We start from the raw sequence: 15,355 nt of genomic DNA on the forward strand, positions 1-15,355 counted from the left end.
GATGCTCTTCCTTGCTTTCCGTATCGGCGGCGAGGCCATGGCGCTGGCGGCCGAGCATATCGTCGAGATCGTGCCGCTGGTCGATCTGGAGCAGCCGCGTCAGGGCACACAGGGCGTGTTCCAGTATCGGGGCCAGTATATCCCCGCCATCGACCTGTCCCTGCGCGACACCGGCCATCCCGCCCGCCGCCGCATGAGCACCCGCATCGTGGTGATCCGCTCGCCATGGGACGAGGCGCAGCTTGTCGGGCTGATCGCGGAAGGGGCCAGCGCCATGCTGCGCTTCGATCCGGCTGATTTCGCGCCCTTCGCCCATGGCCCCGACGGGCTGGTCCAGCGGGTGGAGCCGCGCGATCTGGTCCCGCAGGAGGTGGGCGCATGATCCAGCCGCGTTTTGCCGATTTGCTGGACCGGGTGATGGGGCTCGATGCCGCGCTGATCGGCACCTCGGCGGTCGACCGCGCGGTGGACGCCCGCATCCGCGCCAACAATCTGCCCGGCACCGACGCCTATTGGGCCCTGCTGCAACAGGCGCCCGACGAGGTGCAGGCGCTGATCGAGACCGTGGTGATCCCGGAGACATGGTTCTTCCGCGACCCTGCCGCATTTGATGCGATGGTGCGTCTGTGTGCTCCGCGTCTGGCCGATGGATCCGCGCCATTGCGCATCCTCAGCCTGCCCTGCTCGACCGGGGAGGAGCCTTATTCCATCGCCATGGCGCTGCTCGATGCCGGATGGCCGTCCGCGCGTTTCCGGGTCGATGGGGTGGACATCAGCCATCAAGCGCTGGGGTTGGCGCGGCGCGCGGTCTATGGGCGCAATTCCTTCCGCGCGCTGGATCTGGGCTTTCGCGACCGCCATTTCGAGGCAGTCGAACGCGAATGGCATCTGAAGGAGCGTGTGCGCGGCTGCGTGCAATGGCAGCAGGGCAATATGCTCGATGCCGCCTTTCTGGCCGGGGCGGCGCCTTACGATGTGATCTTCTGCCGCAATCTGCTGATCTATTTCGATGCGGCGACGCAAGGGCGCGCCGTGGCGGTGCTGCGCCGTTTGCTGGCGCCGCAGGGGCTGCTGCTGGCGGGGCATTCGGAATCGGGGGTGGTCTCGGCGCATGGCTTTGCCTCGGCGCAGATCCCGATGGCCTTCGCTTTCCGCAAGGCCGAAGCGGTGGTGGCGCCGAAACAGGCTCCCAGGACACCGGCCAGACCGGTGAAACCCGCGCCGCACCCGGTCACGCCGCGCCCTGCGTTCAAGCCCAGCCAGCCCGCGCCCGTTTCTCCCCCGCCGCCCGGCATGGACGGGCTGTGGACCCTGCTCGACAGCGGTCGGCTGGATGAGGCCGAGCGCGCCTGCCAGACCTATATCCGCACCCATGGCGCCAGCGCCGACGCGCTGCTGATCCAAGGCCTGATCGCCGATGCGCGCGGAGATGCCACGGCTGCGGCCGCGTCCTATCGCAAGGTGCTTTACCTCGATCCCGACCATGGCGAGGCCATCGGCCATCTGGCGCTGCTGCTGCGCAAACAGGGCAACCACGCCCGCGCCGATCTGCTGACCCGCCGCCTTGCCCGCCAGAACGGGAGCAACGGGTGATGGCGCAAACCGCTCTGGCCCTCGACGCCTGCTGGAAGCGCATCGGCGTGCAGGGCGACCAGTCCTGCCGCGAGCTGGTGCACCATTCGCATTGCCGCAACTGCCCGGAGTTTTCCCGCCAAGCCACCTTGCTGCTCGACCGCGAGGCACCCGCAGGCGCGCCTTTTGCCGCCTTGTCCGCAATTCCCGAAGCGGCGGAACGCGGGACCTCGGTCACGATCTTCCGGCTGGGCGCGGAATGGTTCGCTCTGCCCACGCTGATGCTCGATGAGATCGTCACGCCGCGTGCCGTTCATTCGCTGCCGCATCGTCGCGATCCCGGCCTGTTGGGGCTGGTCAATGTGCGCGGCGAGCTGGTGGTCTGTGTCTCCATCGCGCGCGCCGTGCTGGGCGATGCCGCCACCGCCGCGCCTCAGGGCTGGATCATCGTGGCGCGGCATGACAGCGGGCGTTTCGCATTCCCGGTCGATGAGGTGGCGCAGACCTTCCACCACACGCCCGCCGCCGTGCAGCCGCTGCCCGCCACGCTGGCCCATGCCGCTACGGGGCTGAGCACAGGCATGCTGGCGTGGCGGGACCGTCATGTCGGGCTGCTCGATGCCGAGGCCCTGTTTGCCGCGCTCAACCGGTGCCTGCTCTGATGGGCGCGCATGATCTCAGCCAGTTTTCGATGCGCGACCTCTTCCGCATGGAGGCCGGGGAGCTGACCCAGTCGCTCACCGCCGCCCTGCTGGAGCTGGAGCGGACGCCGACCCGCCCCGACCTGCTGGAAGACTGCATGCGCGCGGCCCATTCGCTCAAAGGCGCGGCGCGGATCGTCGATCTGCGCGCGGCGGTGACGGTGGCCCATGCGATGGAGGATCTGTTCGTCGCGGCGCAAAAGGGCGAGCAGCATCTCGACCGCGCGCGGATCGACCTGCTGCTGGGCGGGGTCGATCTGCTCTCGGCGCTGGCCCGCGCGCCCGATGAGGAAAGCGCGCCCGAGCAGGCGGCGTGGCAGGCCGATGCCGACCGTTTCGCGACGGGTCTGGCCGACCATATCGCCCATGCGCCGGTCGCCGCGCCGCCCGTCGCCGCGCCGATTGCGGTGCCTGTTGCGGAGGACCCGCATGACCGCTCGTTGCGGGTCAGTGCGGAGAATCTCAACCGCATGCTCGATCTGGCGGGAGAAACGCTGGTCGAGACGCATCAGTTGCGCCCCTTCGAGCAATCGCTGCTGCGCCTCAAGCGCATGCAGCGCGAGGCGGCGGTGTCGCTCGACACGCTGGAGGCGGCACTGCCGCCCGATCTCGATGATCGCGCCCGCGCCGCGCTGTCCAAACTTCACGAACAGCTTGCCGCCTGCCGCCAGCATCTGGGCGACCGGCTGAGCCATCTGGAAAGCCGCAACCATCGCAGCAGCGATCTGGCGCATCGCCTCTATCATCAGGCGCTGCGGGTGCGGATGCGCCCGCTGGCTGACGGGCTGGGCGGCTTCCCCCGCATGGTGCGTGATATCGCGCATGAGCTGGGCAAGCAGGTGCGGCTGGAGATCAGTGGCGAGCGCACGCAGGTCGACCGCGATATCCTCGAAAGGCTGGAGGCGCCGCTCGGCCATGTGCTGCGCAATGCGCTGGACCACGGGCTGGAAAGCCCGCCGGAGCGCCTTGCCGCCGGAAAGCTGCCCGAAGGGGTGATCCGCCTCTCTGCCGGGCATCACGCCGGGGCGCTGCAGGTGGTGGTGGAGGATGACGGGCGCGGCATCGACCTCGACAAGCTGCGTGCCACGGTGATCGCGCGGGGGCTGTCGTCCGAAGAGACGGCGGCGAAGCTGAGCGAAAGCGAATTGCTGGAGTTCCTGTTCCTGCCCGGTTTCACGATGAAGGAGGGCGTCACCCAGCTCTCCGGGCGCGGCGTCGGGCTCGATGTGGTGCAGGAGATGATCCGCCAGGTGCGCGGGCTGGTGCGCATCACCGCGAAACCGGGCGAGGGTACGCGCTTTAAGCTGGAGCTGCCGCTGACGCTGTCGGTGGTGCGCTCGCTGCTCGTTAGCATCGGGGGCGAGCCTTATGCCTTCCCCTTCGCCCATATCGCGCGGGCGATGAAGGTGCCGCTCGCCAGCGTGAAGGTGATGGAGGGGCGGCAGTATCTCGATCTCGACGGGCAGGCGGTGGGTCTGGTCACGGCGCATCAGGTGCTGGGCTGCGCGCCCGCGTCTGTCGATGATGCCGGGCAGGATCTCAGCGTCGTGCTGCTGGGCACGCCGGGCCAGCTTTATGGCGTGGTGGTGGATCGCTTTGTCGGCGGGGCCGAGCTGGTGGTGCGCCCGCTCGATCCGCGACTGGGCAAGATCAAGGACATCGGCGCGGCGGCGCTGACCGAGGATGGCGCGCCGCTGCTGATTGTCGATGTGGACGATATGCTGCGCTCGCTGGAAAAGCTCTCGGCCTCGGACCGGCTGGGGGCGGTGGGCGGACAGGCCCATGTGCAGGGCGCCAGCCAGCGCAAGCGCGTGCTGGTGGTGGACGACAGCTTCACCGTGCGCGAGCTGGAGCGCAAATTGCTCGACCATCACGGCTATGCGGTCGAGGTCGCGGTGGACGGCATGGATGGCTGGAACATGCTGAAAGGCGGGCATTTCGATCTGGTCATCAGCGATATCGACATGCCGCGCATGGATGGCATCGAGCTGGTGCGCCGCATCCGCGCCGATGCCGCGCTGCACGCCATGCCGGTGATGATCCTCAGCTACAAGGACCGCGAGGAGGACCGCCAGCGCGGGCTGGAGGTGGGAGCCGATTACTACCTCACCAAGGGCAGCTTCCAGAACAATGCGCTGATCGATGCGGTGGTCGATCTGATCGGGGAGGCGGTGGTGTGAGGATCGCTATCGTCAACGATCTGCCCATGGCGGTGGAGGCGATGCGCCGGGCCCTCTCCGCCTCGCCGCATCAGATCGCCTGGACGGCGGCCGACGGCGTGGAGGCGGTGGCCATGTGCGCCCGCGACCGGCCCGACCTGATCCTGATGGACCTGATCATGCCCCGCATGAACGGGGTGGAGGCCACGCGCCGCATCATGGCGCAAAACCCCTGCGCGATCCTGATCGTCACCGCCGGGGTGGAGGACAATGCCGCTCATGTCTTCGCCGCCATGGGGCAGGGGGCGATCGATGCGGTCGATACGCCGCTGCCGGGCTCCGGTCAGGACTGGCCGGGGGCCAGAGCCCTGCTGGGCAAGATCGATACGCTGGCGCGCCTCATCACCGAGGGTGAGCCGCCGCATCGCCCGGTGCCTGCTGGTGCGCATGCTCCGGTGGCGGGTGGTCTGCTGGCGATCGGCGCCTCGGCGGGCGGGCCTGCCGCGCTGGCCAGCGTGCTGGGCGGGCTGCCCAGGGATTTTCCCGCTGCGACGGTGATCGTCCAGCATGTCGATGCGCGTTTCGCAGCCGGACTGGCCGACTGGCTGCGGCAGCAATGCGTCCTGCCGGTCAAGCTGGCTGCCGAGGGCGATACACTGCGCCCCGGCCATGTGCTGGTGGCGGGCACCGACGAGCATCTGGTGATGAAGGGCCGCGACAGGCTCGGTTATGTGCCCGACCCCGCCGACCATCCCTATCGCCCCTCGATCGATGTCTTCTTCGGCAGTGCCGGACAGATGTGGAACGGTGCTCTGGTCGGCGTTCTGCTGACGGGCATGGGCGCCGATGGCGCGCGTGGCCTGAAGGATCTGCGCCAGCGGGGCCATCACACCATTGCTCAGGATAAAGCCTCCAGCGCGGTCTATGGCATGCCCAAGGCCGCCGCCGCGCTGGATGCCGCCACCCAAATTCTCCCTCTGGAGAGAATCGCACCCCGCCTTGTCGAAATCTTCAAGGTGAAGCTGTTACAACCGGGGCGCGGAAGTGAAGGATTGAAGATATGAACGATCTGGCCCGCATCGAGGCCGATGTCGCGAGCCCCCTTGGTGTCAATCATGGGGTGGCGCCGCGCTCGGTGATGGTGCTGCTGGTCGATGACCAGATCGTGATCGGCGAGGCGGTGCGCCGCGCGCTGCTCAGCGACCCGACCATCGAGTTCCATTATTGCTCCAACCCGCTCGAGGCGGTGGATATCGCCCGCAAGGTGGCGCCCACGGTGATCCTGCAGGATCTGGTGATGCCTCAGGTGAGCGGCCTCGATCTGGTGAAGGCCTATCGCGCCGATCCTGTCACGCGGGGCATTCCGATCATCGTGCTCTCCACCAAGGAAGAGGCCACGATCAAGAGCGACGCCTTCATGGCCGGCGCCAACGACTATCTGGTGAAACTGCCCGACCGGATCGAGCTGATCGCGCGCATCCGCTATCATTCGGCGGCCTATCTCTCGCAGATCCAGCGCGACGAGGCCTATCGCGCGCTGCGCAAGAGCCAGCAGGAGCTGATGGAGGCCAATTTCGCCCTGCAGCGCCTGACCAATGTCGATGGGCTGACGGGCCTGTCGAACCGCCGCTATTTCGAGGATTATCTCGAAACCGAATGGCGGCAGGCGGCGCGCATGAAGGAGCCGCTCTCCGTGCTGATGATCGATATCGACCATTTCAAGCAGTATAACGACACCTATGGCCATCTTGCCGGCGATGAGGTGCTGCGCAAGGTGGCCCGCGCGGTGCAGGACACCTTCCGCCGCCCGCGCGACCTGACTGTGCGGCTGGGCGGCGAGGAGTTCCTTGTCGTGCTGCCCGCGACCCCGCACGACCAACTGGCGATGCTGGCCCAGCGTGCGGTGCAGGCGGTACGGGGGCTGGATGAGCCGCATAAATCCTCGCCCGTGGCCGGTCATGTGACGATCAGCGTGGGCGCGGCGAGCTGCGTGCCCGACAAGGATGGCGAGCCCTATGCGCTGGTCGAGGTGGCGGACAAGGCGCTCTATGAAGCCAAGCATCAGGGGCGCGACCGCCACGCCGAGGCGTAGAAGGCCGGTCAAAAGCCCCCTCAAAACGCCCCCTTAAAACGCCATAGTGTGGGGTCGCGCAGCTTGATCTGCCCGGCGGGAGGCGCCATGCCCTGCTAAACAGCCGGGGAATTGTGCTTTTATGTCGGTGGGATTGCTCGCCTTGCTTGACGATGTGGCGATGATCGCGCGCGGGGCCGCCGCCTCGCTCGATGATATCGCCGCCGGGGCCGCGCAGGCCGGGGCCAAGGCCGCCGGGGTGGTGATCGACGATGCGGCGGTCACCCCCACCTATGTCAGCGATTTCACCCCGGACCGCGAACTGCCGGTGATCGCGCGGATCGCCAAGGGCAGCCTGATCAACAAGCTGGTGATCCTGCTGCCGCTGGCGCTACTGCTTTCGGCCCTGCTGCCCGGCGCGATCACGCCGCTGCTGATGCTGGGCGGGCTGTATCTGAGCTATGAGGGCGCCGAGAAGCTGGTCGAAAAACTGACAGGCCATCACGAGGAGGATGAGGAGGCCCGCCCCACCAGCGCCGCCGCTTTCGAGCAGGCGCGTGTGTCGGGCGCGGTGCGCACCGATCTGATCCTCTCGGCCGAGATCATGGCGATCGCTCTGGCCGAAGTCACTGCCGAGCCGCTGGTCGAGCGGGCCATCGTGCTGGCGCTGGTGGGCGTGGCGATGACGGCGCTGGTCTATGGCACGGTGGGGCTGATCGTGAAGCTGGACGATATCGGCCTGCATCTGGCGCGCAAGGGCGGTCCGGCGCTGCAAGCGATCGGCCGTGTGCTGGTGACGGGCACGCCGACCTTGCTCAAGGCGCTGGCGGGCATTGGCACGGCCGCGATGCTTTGGGTGGGCGGCGGTATTCTGCTGCACGGCACGGCGGAATTAGGCTGGCCGCTGCTGGCCGACTGGCAGCATGGCATGGCGCATCATGTCGAAGCGGCGCTGGCGGGCTTTCCCGGCGCGGCGCTGGGCTGGCTGGTCTCGGCGGCTCTGGCGGGCGTGTGCGGGCTGGTTGCGGGCTTTGTGGTGGTGGGGGCGACGCATGGCCTGCCTGCCCTGCTGAAGGGAGGCAAAGCATGAAAGGCCGCCACCAACCCCTGCTGCGCCGCCGCGACGGCCATGGCGCGCGCGTCACCAGCGAGGAGCTGTTCTTCGATCTGGTCTATGCCTTTGCCGTCACCCAGCTTTCGCATCTGCTGCTGCACCGGCTCGATTGGCTGGGCGCACTCGACACGCTGATCCTGTGGTTCGCCATGTGGCTGGGCTGGCAGTATGTCTGCTGGATCACCAACTGGTTCGACCCCGAAACGCCCAAGGTGCGGGGCATGCTCTTCGCGGTGATGCCACTGACGCTGGTGATCGCCGCCGCTCTGCCCGAGGCCTTTGGCGAGCGCGGGCTGATCTTTGCCCTGGCCTACGGGGCGATGCAGGTGGGCTGCGCGGGCTGGAGCCTGTGGGATCTGCGCGGCGGCCACCCCTTGCGGATGAACTATCTGCGCATCTTCCTCTGGATGGTGATCGCGGCCTGTTTCTGGATCGCGGGCGGTCTGGCCGAGCCCATGATGCGACGCGCCTTGTGGGTGGGCGGCGTGGCCTGCATCTACATCTCGCCGATGCTGGGCTTCTGGCTGCCGGGGCTGGGGCGCTCGGTGACCAGCGACTGGACCATCGACGGCGGCCATCTGGCCGAGCGTTGCCAGTGCTTCGTCATCGTCGCGCTGGGCGAGGCGGTGCTGGCCACCGGCGGCGGCTTTGCCGAGGCCGAGCATTGGCCATGGGTGCTGGTGGGCGCGCTGGCGGTCACCTTCATGACCACGCTGACCCTGTGGTGGCTCTATTTCGGCACCTCCAGCCGGGCGGCGACGGCCAAGATCGAACATGCGGAAGACCCCGGCGCGATCGGGGCGCAGTTCCATTATGTCCATGCCCTGCTGGTGGGCGGCATCGTGGCGGCGGCGGTGGGGCACGATCTGGTGATCGAGCATCCGCTGGAGCACACGCAGTGGCGCGATCTGCTGGCGCTGGGGGCCGGGCCGGGGCTCTATCTGCTGGGCAGCACGCTCTACAAAAGGGTGGTCTATGGGCACTGGCCGCTCTCGCATCTGGTGGGGCTGGCGGTGCTGGTGCTGGGCCTGCCGCTGGGCCTTGGCCAGAGCCGCCTGATGGTCGAGGGCGCGCTGGGCGCGGTGCTGCTGGGCACCGCCTGGCGCGAGTATGTGGTGCGTGGGCGCCGCCGTGAAAAGGCGTCGCATCAATAGCTTGCTTGAGGGTGCCCGGCGGGGACCCACATGAGATGAACCGTGTGAATAAGCCGTTCATCCCAGAGACAGCTTGGGAACCGAAGCCCTTGGCGAAACGTTCGCCAAGGGATGACGGATTTTTCTCCATCGCCCGAAGAGGGCTCGATCGCCTGCCTTGATCTGCAGATGCCTCCCCCGCAACTGCTTGAAAATGCCAGCCTCTTTCTCGATTTCGACGGCACGCTGGTCGATCTGGCGGACCGGCCGGACGCTGTGCATGTGCCGCCCGGACTTCATGATCTGCTCGGCGCGCTGGGCCGACGCCTTGCCGGGCGGCTGGCCATTGTCAGCGGGCGCGGCGCGCGCGATGTCGCCGATCAACTGGGGCAGCCGCCCTGCCTGATCGTGGGCAGCCATGGCGCCGAATTTCGCGATGCCACCGGGCGGATCACCGCCCCGCCGCGCTCGCCCACGCTGGAAGAGGCCGTGCTGGCGGTCCGCGCCTTTGCCGATGGCAAGCAGGGGCTGCTGGTGGAAGACAAGCCGCAGGGCGTGGCCCTTCACTATCGCCTCTCCCCCGCGCGTCAGGATGAGTGTGACGCTTTCGCTCAGGATCTGGCGCGCCGGACTGGGCTCTATCTCCAGACCGGCAAGATGATGGTGGAGCTGCGCATGGGCGGGGCCGACAAGGGCATCGCGCTCAACCGGCTGATGGGCCAGACCGCCATGCGTGGCACCAGGCCGGTGTTTCTGGGCGATGACGACACCGATGAAACCGCCTTCCGTGCCGCGCGGGCGCTGGGCGGGGCGGGCATTCTGGTCGGCCCGGTGCGGGTGACGGCGGCGCTGTGGCGTCTGCCCGATGTGGCCCATGTGCATGACTGGCTGGCGGAGGCGGTGGCATGAGCGGTCTTGATCTCTGGGTGATCGGCAATTGCCATGTCAGCGCGCTGATCGATCGCGCCGGCCGGATGGTGTGGGGCTGTGTGCCGCGCGTCGATGGCGATCCGTTGTTTTCCGCGCTGATCGGCGGAGAAGAGCCTGAACACGGCTTCTGGTCGGTGGAGCTGGAGGATGTGGCCGAAACCACGCAATCCTATCTCACCAACACCTCTGTTCTGGTGACCCGCCAGAGCGACGGGGCGGGCAATACCATCGAGATCCTCGATTTCTGCCCCTATTTCCGCCGCCATGGCCGCACCTATCGCCCGGTGGCCTTTGCGCGCATCGTGCGCCCCGTCTCGGGCAATCCGCGCATCCGCATGCGGCTGCGCCCCACGCGCAACTGGGGTCATCCGGCGCGCGGCGTGGTGGGGGGGACCAACCATATCCGCTACCCCACCGAGGCGATGGTGATGCGGCTGACCACCACCGCGCCGGTCGGCTATATCCATGAGGAGCGGCTGTTCCGCCTCGAAGGGACGATGCATTTCTTCCTCGGGCCCGATGAGAGCTTCTCGGCGGATATGAGTTCGACGCTCGACGAGATGCTGAAGAACACCGCTGACGAATGGCGCGAATGGGTGCGCGGGCTGGCCATTCCGCTGGAGTGGCAAGGGGCGGTGATCCGCTCGGCCATCACGCTCAAGCTGTGCCAGCATGAGGAAAGCGGGGCGATCGTCGCCGCGCTGACCACCTCGATCCCCGAGCACAAGGGCTCGCAGCGCAATTGGGATTACCGTTACTGCTGGATCCGCGACGCCTATTACACAGTGCAGGCGCTGAACCGGCTGGGCGCGCTCGATGTGCTGGAAGGCTATCTGGTCTATCTGCGCAACATCGTGGATTCGGCGCGGGGCGGGCATATCCAGCCGCTCTATGGTGTGCTGGGCGAGGCCACCTTGCATGAGCGCGAGGAAGAGCTGCTTTCGGGCTATCGCGGTATGGGGCCGGTGCGTGTCGGCAATCTGGCCTATGAGCAGGTCCAGCATGACGCCTATGGCCAGATCGTGCTGTCGAACACGCAGGCCTTTTTCGACGAGCGCCTGTTCCGCAAGGCGGGGATCGACGATTTCCAGTCGCTGGAACGGGTGGGCGAACGCGCCTGGCACCATTACGACCAGCCCGACGCGGGTCTGTGGGAGCTGCGCACGCGGCAATCGGTGCACACCTATTCCGCCGCCATGTGCTGGGCGGCCTGCGACCGTCTGGCCAATGCCGCCCATGTGCTGGGGCTGGAGGAACGCTCGACCCTCTGGCAGGAGCGCGCCGACACCATCCGCACCCGCATCGAGACGGCGGCATGGCGCCCCGACACGCGGCGCCTGTCGGCCACCTTCTCGGGCGACGATCTGGATGCCAGCGTGCTGCAGCTTCTCGAACTGCGCTTTCTGGCGCCTGACGACGAACGTTTTCAGGATACGCTGGCTGCTGTCGAGGAAGGCCTGCGGCGCGGCTCGCATATGCTGCGCTATGCCACGGAGGACGATTTCGGCCTGCCGCAGACCGCCTTTAACGTCTGCACCTTCTGGTTGATCGAGGCGCTCTATTACACCGGGCGCGAGGCCGAGGCGCGCGCCCTGTTCGAGGAAATGCTCTCGCGCCGCACCGCCGCCGGGCTGTTGTCCGAAGACATCGATCCCGTCACCGGCGAGCTGTGGGGCAATTACCCTCAGACCTATTCGCTGGTCGGCATCATCAACTGCGCTGTTTTGCTCAGCAAACCCTGGAGTTCCATCCGTTGAGTCGTCTGATCGTCATTTCCAATCGTGTCAGTGCAGGCGGAGGCGCCGCCGGCGGCCTCGCCGTGGCGTTGATGGCCGCGCTGCGTGAAAATGGAGGCATCTGGTTCGGCTGGTCGGGCGGGCGCACCGACCATTTCACCGGCCATATCAACTTTCATATCGAGGATGACGTCCGCACCGCCACCATCGATCTGGAAGACCAGGACATCGAGGAATATTACAACGGCTACGCCAACCGCACGCTGTGGCCGTTGTTCCATTACCGCATCGATCTGGCCGAGTACGAGCGCAGCTTTGCCGGGGGTTATCGCCGTGTGAATGAGCGCTTTGCCGAGACCGTTCTCCCGCTGATCGAGGCGGAGGATCATGTCTGGGTGCAGGATTACCATATGCTGCCGCTGGGCGCCGATCTGCGCGGGCATGGCGTGACCAACCGCATCGGCTTCTTCCTCCATATCCCCTGGCCGCCGCGCAAGCTGCTGATGACACTGCCCGAGGCGCGGGAAATGGTGGAGATGCTCTTCGCCTATGATCTGATGGGCTTTCACACGCAGGAATGGCTGGAGAGCTTCTGCGATTTCGTGCGCGAGGAGCTGGGTGGCACCATCAGCGAGGATTATGTCGCCACTTTGGGCGACCGCAGCCTCAAATTGATCGCCTGCCCCGTCGGCATCGATGCGCGCGAATTTGCCGAGCTGGCCAGCAGCACGACCGCGCATGAAACCTGCCAGCGGGTGAAGGACAGCGCCGTGGGCCGCGCCCTGATGGTGGGCGTCGACCGCCTCGACTATTCCAAAGGGCTGGAGGAGCGGTTCCTCGGCTACGAGCGCTTCCTCACCGAGCATCCCGAGGAGCGCAAGGAGGTGGTGCTGCTGCAGATCGCGCCACCTTCGCGCGGGGCGGTGGAAAGCTATCAGCGCATCCGCACCACGCTGGAAGGGCTGGCGGGGCGCATCAACGGGGCTTACGCCGGGCTCGACTGGGTGCCGATCCGCTATGTGAATCAGGCCTATGCGCGCGATGCGCTGGCGGGCGTCTATCGCGCCAGCCGTATCGGGCTGGTGACGCCGCTGATGGACGGCATGAATCTGGTCGCCAAGGAGTATGTCGCGGCGCAGGACCCGAACGACCCCGGCGTGCTGATCCTCTCGCGCTTTGCCGGGGCCGCCTCGCAGATGAAGGAGGCGATCCTCGTCAACCCGCACAGCGCCGAGGAACTGTCCGACGCCATGTTGCAGGCACTGGTCATGCCGCTGGAAGAGCGCAAGCGCCGCTGGACCACGATGATGGAAGACGTTCAGCGCCGCGACGTGATGTGGTGGCTGAAGGAGTTTACCGCCGCGCTGGCGGCTTGTCGGCAGCATGACGAGCCGGAGCAGATCGAAGGGTTGCCTTCGGATGGGGCGGTAGAAGCCCAGTAAGGCAAGAGGCCTCCGGCGGGCAAAGGGCCATCGCCCTTTGCAATCCCTTTATTTTGAAGACGCTGATGCGCCGCAGGCAGTGATAATCGTGGCTTCTGCCTGCGGCGCGGCAAGCTGGGCGCAAGGCCGAACCCGATGCGCCACGCAGACATTCATGGGAGCGCGAGGGCCCGGAGCATTTCTCTTGAGAAATGCGACCGACAAAGACTCCACCCTCGCATTTTCTCTTCCTTCAACCTCTACTCATCATCCTCATCGCTGTCGGTATCGCCCAGAAAGCCTTCCTCATCGTCGTGGACGGGTTCACCGGCATAGGCGCCATTGTCGATCTGACCGCTGCGGATCATCTGGTTCATCGTATCGATCAGGTCGGGCACATCGTCGGGCAGGATGTCGGTGCGGTCGCTGCCGCCGCCGCGATTGCTCTCTTCATAGAGGCCGGTCTGGCGGTCGAGAGCGTCCCCGGCCACGTCCTGTGCCTGGCCTTCATCGCGTTGTTCGCTGTTGTCTTCTTCGGTCGGATCGATCTGGCGGGGCATGGCTCGTTCCCTTTGCATTGCGGTCGTGAGGGCCGCGCTTCATGCCAAGACAACGAGCCATCGGCCTCGCTTGTTCCGGTCAGTAATGGTGAATATCGACCCAGTGTGCGAAGGCATCGATGATGCTGGCGAGGAACTTGCGATTGTCCTCGCTGCCAGGCTTGCCATCCGCATCCAGCAGCTTTTCGGCATGGCCCAGATAGGCCTCGGGCTGCTGCATGGTGGGCACATTGAGGAAGACCAGCGACTGGCGCAGATGGTGGTTGGCGCCAAAACCGCCGATGCCACCGGGCGAGGCGCTGATCACCGCGCCGGGCTTGCCGTTCCACACGCTGTGGCCATAGGGGCGAGAGCCGACATCGATGGCGTTCTTCAGCACGCCGGGCACAGAGCGGTTGTATTCGGGCGTCACGAAAAGCACGGCGCGGGCTTGCGCGATCTCCTCGCGGAAACGCACCCACTGCGCGGGCGGTGTCTCATCGAGGTCCTGATTGTAGAGCGGCAGGTCGCCGATCTCGACGATGGACAGCTTCAGTTCGGCGGGTGCCAGTTCGATAAAGGCGTGGGCCAGCTTGCGGTTGATTGACTCCTTGCGCAGGCTGCCGACCAGAACCGCGACCCTATGTTCGATGCCTGTGACGTGTTCAACGCTCATGCCTGTTCCTCCTTGCCGTGGACCAACGAGAGAAGAACGCTCCAGAGCGCGATCCGGCCATCCACTTTTTGCGGGTTCAGAAGCTGTTTGCAAATCCGGCGAAGCCGGATTTGCGGCACCGGCCCCTCTCCCCCACCCGGCCACCCAACGGTAGTATTCTATGGGTGGCCGGGTGGGGGAGAGGGCCGATGCCGCACTGAAAATGCGCTTTCGCGCATTTTCCAAACGAGCTCTCAGGCGCGAGGTCTATCAGGAGGAGGTGTCGGCATCGTGACGCAGATCGTGCCGCGCGCCGAGATGGGCTTCGCCGCGCGCCAGGGCCAGCGCCTCCTGCCGGTGCCTTTCGCGATAGGAGGCGCGCTGGGCATCGGTGCGTTCGCCATGGCAGGCGGGGCAGCTCACGCCTTCCTCATAGAGCGGCGAGGCGGTGTCGGCCTGCGTGATCGGGCGGCGGCAGGCGTGGCAGAGCAGATGGCTGCCCTGCGCCAGCCCATGGCCGATGGTGACGCGCTGGTCGAAGACGAAGCATTCGCCCTGCCACAGGCTGTCGGCCTCGGGCACCTGTTCCAGATAGTTGAGGATGCCGCCCTTGAGGTGATAGACCTCCTCCACGCCTTCGGCCTTTAGAAAGGCGGTGGATTTCTCGCAGCGGATGCCGCCGGTGCAGAACATCGCCACCCTGGGCGGCTTGCCAGCACTCAGCAGAGCCTCGCGCTGCTCCCGGAACCATGCGGGAAATTCACTGAAGCTGCGGGTGTGGGGATCGATGGCGCCCGCGAAAGTGCCCACGGCCACCTCGTAATCGTTGCGGGTGTCGATGACAATGGTGTCGGGATCGGCGATCAGCGCGTTCCAGTCCTGCGGCTCGACATAGGTGCCCACGCTCGCCAGCGGGTCGATGTCGGGCTGGCCCATGGTGACGATCTCGCGCTTGATGCGCACCTTCATGCGGTGAAAGGGCATGGCAGGCGCGGTCGAGAATTTCACATCCAGCCCGGCGCATCCGGGCAGGGCGCGGATATGCTCCAGCAGGCGCGCGATGGCATCATCGGTGCCCGCAACGGTGCCGTTGATCCCCTCGGGCGCCAGCAGCAGCGTGCCCTTGATGCCTTGCTCGTCGCACAAAGCCTGCAAGGGCGCGCGCAGGGCGGCGCAATCGGCAAAGGGCGCGAACTGATAAAGCGCGGCAACTGTGAGAGGGTTTGGGGTCAACGGGGTCTCGGTCATGGCGCGCCCATAGACCGAAATGCGGCTTTCTTGAAGCAGGGGGATCGACCTCTGTCCAATTGCTGGTGTGCGCAGG

The 15,355-nt window shown here is 66.4% G+C and carries 14 protein-coding genes; 11 read left to right on the top strand and 3 right to left on the bottom strand.

Annotation, left to right across the window (positions count from 1 at the left end; translation table 11 throughout):
- Window position 1: 1 nt before the first annotated feature.
- From ABDW49_RS03230 to ABDW49_RS03280, 11 genes are all read left to right on the top strand, one after another.
- The gene (locus ABDW49_RS03230) at window positions 2-382 is read left to right on the top strand and encodes a chemotaxis protein CheW (RefSeq protein WP_343609683.1); all 381 of its coding nucleotides are present in this window, start codon (window positions 2-4) and stop codon (window positions 380-382) included.
- Window positions 379-1,593, top strand: coding sequence for a protein-glutamate O-methyltransferase CheR (locus ABDW49_RS03235; RefSeq protein ID WP_343609685.1), 1,215 nt, complete (start codon window positions 379-381; stop codon window positions 1,591-1,593). The genes ABDW49_RS03230 and ABDW49_RS03235 overlap by 4 nt, the downstream gene beginning before the upstream one ends.
- Window positions 1,593-2,234, top strand: coding sequence for a chemotaxis protein CheW (locus ABDW49_RS03240; protein WP_343609686.1), 642 nt, complete (start codon window positions 1,593-1,595; stop codon window positions 2,232-2,234). Before ABDW49_RS03235 ends, ABDW49_RS03240 begins: the two co-directional genes overlap by 1 nt.
- Window positions 2,234-4,453 carry a hybrid sensor histidine kinase/response regulator gene (locus ABDW49_RS03245; protein ID WP_343609688.1) on the top strand — a complete coding sequence of 740 codons (2,220 nt, stop codon included), beginning with the start codon at window positions 2,234-2,236 and terminating at the stop codon, window positions 4,451-4,453. The genes ABDW49_RS03240 and ABDW49_RS03245 overlap by 1 nt, the downstream gene beginning before the upstream one ends.
- Window positions 4,450-5,496 carry a chemotaxis response regulator protein-glutamate methylesterase gene (locus tag ABDW49_RS03250; protein WP_343609690.1) on the top strand — a complete coding sequence of 349 codons (1,047 nt, stop codon included), beginning with the start codon at window positions 4,450-4,452 and terminating at the stop codon, window positions 5,494-5,496. Before ABDW49_RS03245 ends, ABDW49_RS03250 begins: the two co-directional genes overlap by 4 nt.
- Window positions 5,493-6,524: a diguanylate cyclase gene (locus ABDW49_RS03255; protein ID WP_343609691.1), complete on the top strand. Its 1,032-nt coding sequence runs from the start codon at window positions 5,493-5,495 to the stop codon at window positions 6,522-6,524. Before ABDW49_RS03250 ends, ABDW49_RS03255 begins: the two co-directional genes overlap by 4 nt.
- A gap of 121 nt (window positions 6,525-6,645) precedes the next feature.
- Window positions 6,646-7,593, top strand: a complete 948-nt coding sequence (locus ABDW49_RS03260) for a DUF808 domain-containing protein (protein ID WP_343609693.1) — start codon at window positions 6,646-6,648, stop codon at window positions 7,591-7,593.
- Entirely contained in the window at window positions 7,590-8,771 is a 1,182-nt protein-coding gene (locus ABDW49_RS03265) for a low temperature requirement protein A (protein WP_343609694.1), read from the top strand. Before ABDW49_RS03260 ends, ABDW49_RS03265 begins: the two co-directional genes overlap by 4 nt.
- 111 nt (window positions 8,772-8,882) lie before the next feature.
- Window positions 8,883-9,659, top strand: a complete 777-nt coding sequence (otsB, locus tag ABDW49_RS03270; protein ID WP_343609695.1) for a trehalose-phosphatase — start codon at window positions 8,883-8,885, stop codon at window positions 9,657-9,659.
- Complete coding sequence (locus ABDW49_RS03275) at window positions 9,656-11,437, top strand: glycoside hydrolase family 15 protein (RefSeq protein WP_343609696.1); 1,782 nt, start codon at window positions 9,656-9,658, stop codon at window positions 11,435-11,437. The genes otsB and ABDW49_RS03275 overlap by 4 nt, the downstream gene beginning before the upstream one ends.
- A complete protein-coding gene (locus ABDW49_RS03280; RefSeq protein ID WP_343609697.1) occupies window positions 11,434-12,858 on the top strand; it encodes a trehalose-6-phosphate synthase in 1,425 nt (474 codons plus the stop codon). The genes ABDW49_RS03275 and ABDW49_RS03280 overlap by 4 nt, the downstream gene beginning before the upstream one ends.
- 239 nt (window positions 12,859-13,097) lie before the next feature.
- Here the strand turns inward: ABDW49_RS03280 and ABDW49_RS03285 are convergent, their stop codons facing one another.
- The 3 genes from ABDW49_RS03285 to ABDW49_RS03295 form a co-directional block, all read right to left on the bottom strand.
- The gene (locus tag ABDW49_RS03285) at window positions 13,098-13,397 is read right to left on the bottom strand and encodes a hypothetical protein (protein ID WP_343609698.1); all 300 of its coding nucleotides are present in this window, start codon (window positions 13,395-13,397) and stop codon (window positions 13,098-13,100) included.
- Between the two features lie 79 nt (window positions 13,398-13,476).
- On the bottom strand, window positions 13,477-14,052 hold the full coding sequence (locus ABDW49_RS03290; RefSeq protein ID WP_343609699.1) for an NAD(P)H-dependent oxidoreductase: 576 nt from the start codon (window positions 14,050-14,052) through the stop codon (window positions 13,477-13,479).
- A 249-nt stretch (window positions 14,053-14,301) separates the two neighbouring features.
- Window positions 14,302-15,279 carry a rhodanese-related sulfurtransferase gene (locus ABDW49_RS03295; RefSeq protein ID WP_343609700.1) on the bottom strand — a complete coding sequence of 326 codons (978 nt, stop codon included), beginning with the start codon at window positions 15,277-15,279 and terminating at the stop codon, window positions 14,302-14,304.
- Window positions 15,280-15,355 lie beyond the last annotated feature (76 nt).

This window comes from Novosphingobium sp. (assembly GCF_039595395.1).
Lineage (GTDB): Bacteria > Pseudomonadota > Alphaproteobacteria > Sphingomonadales > Sphingomonadaceae > Novosphingobium.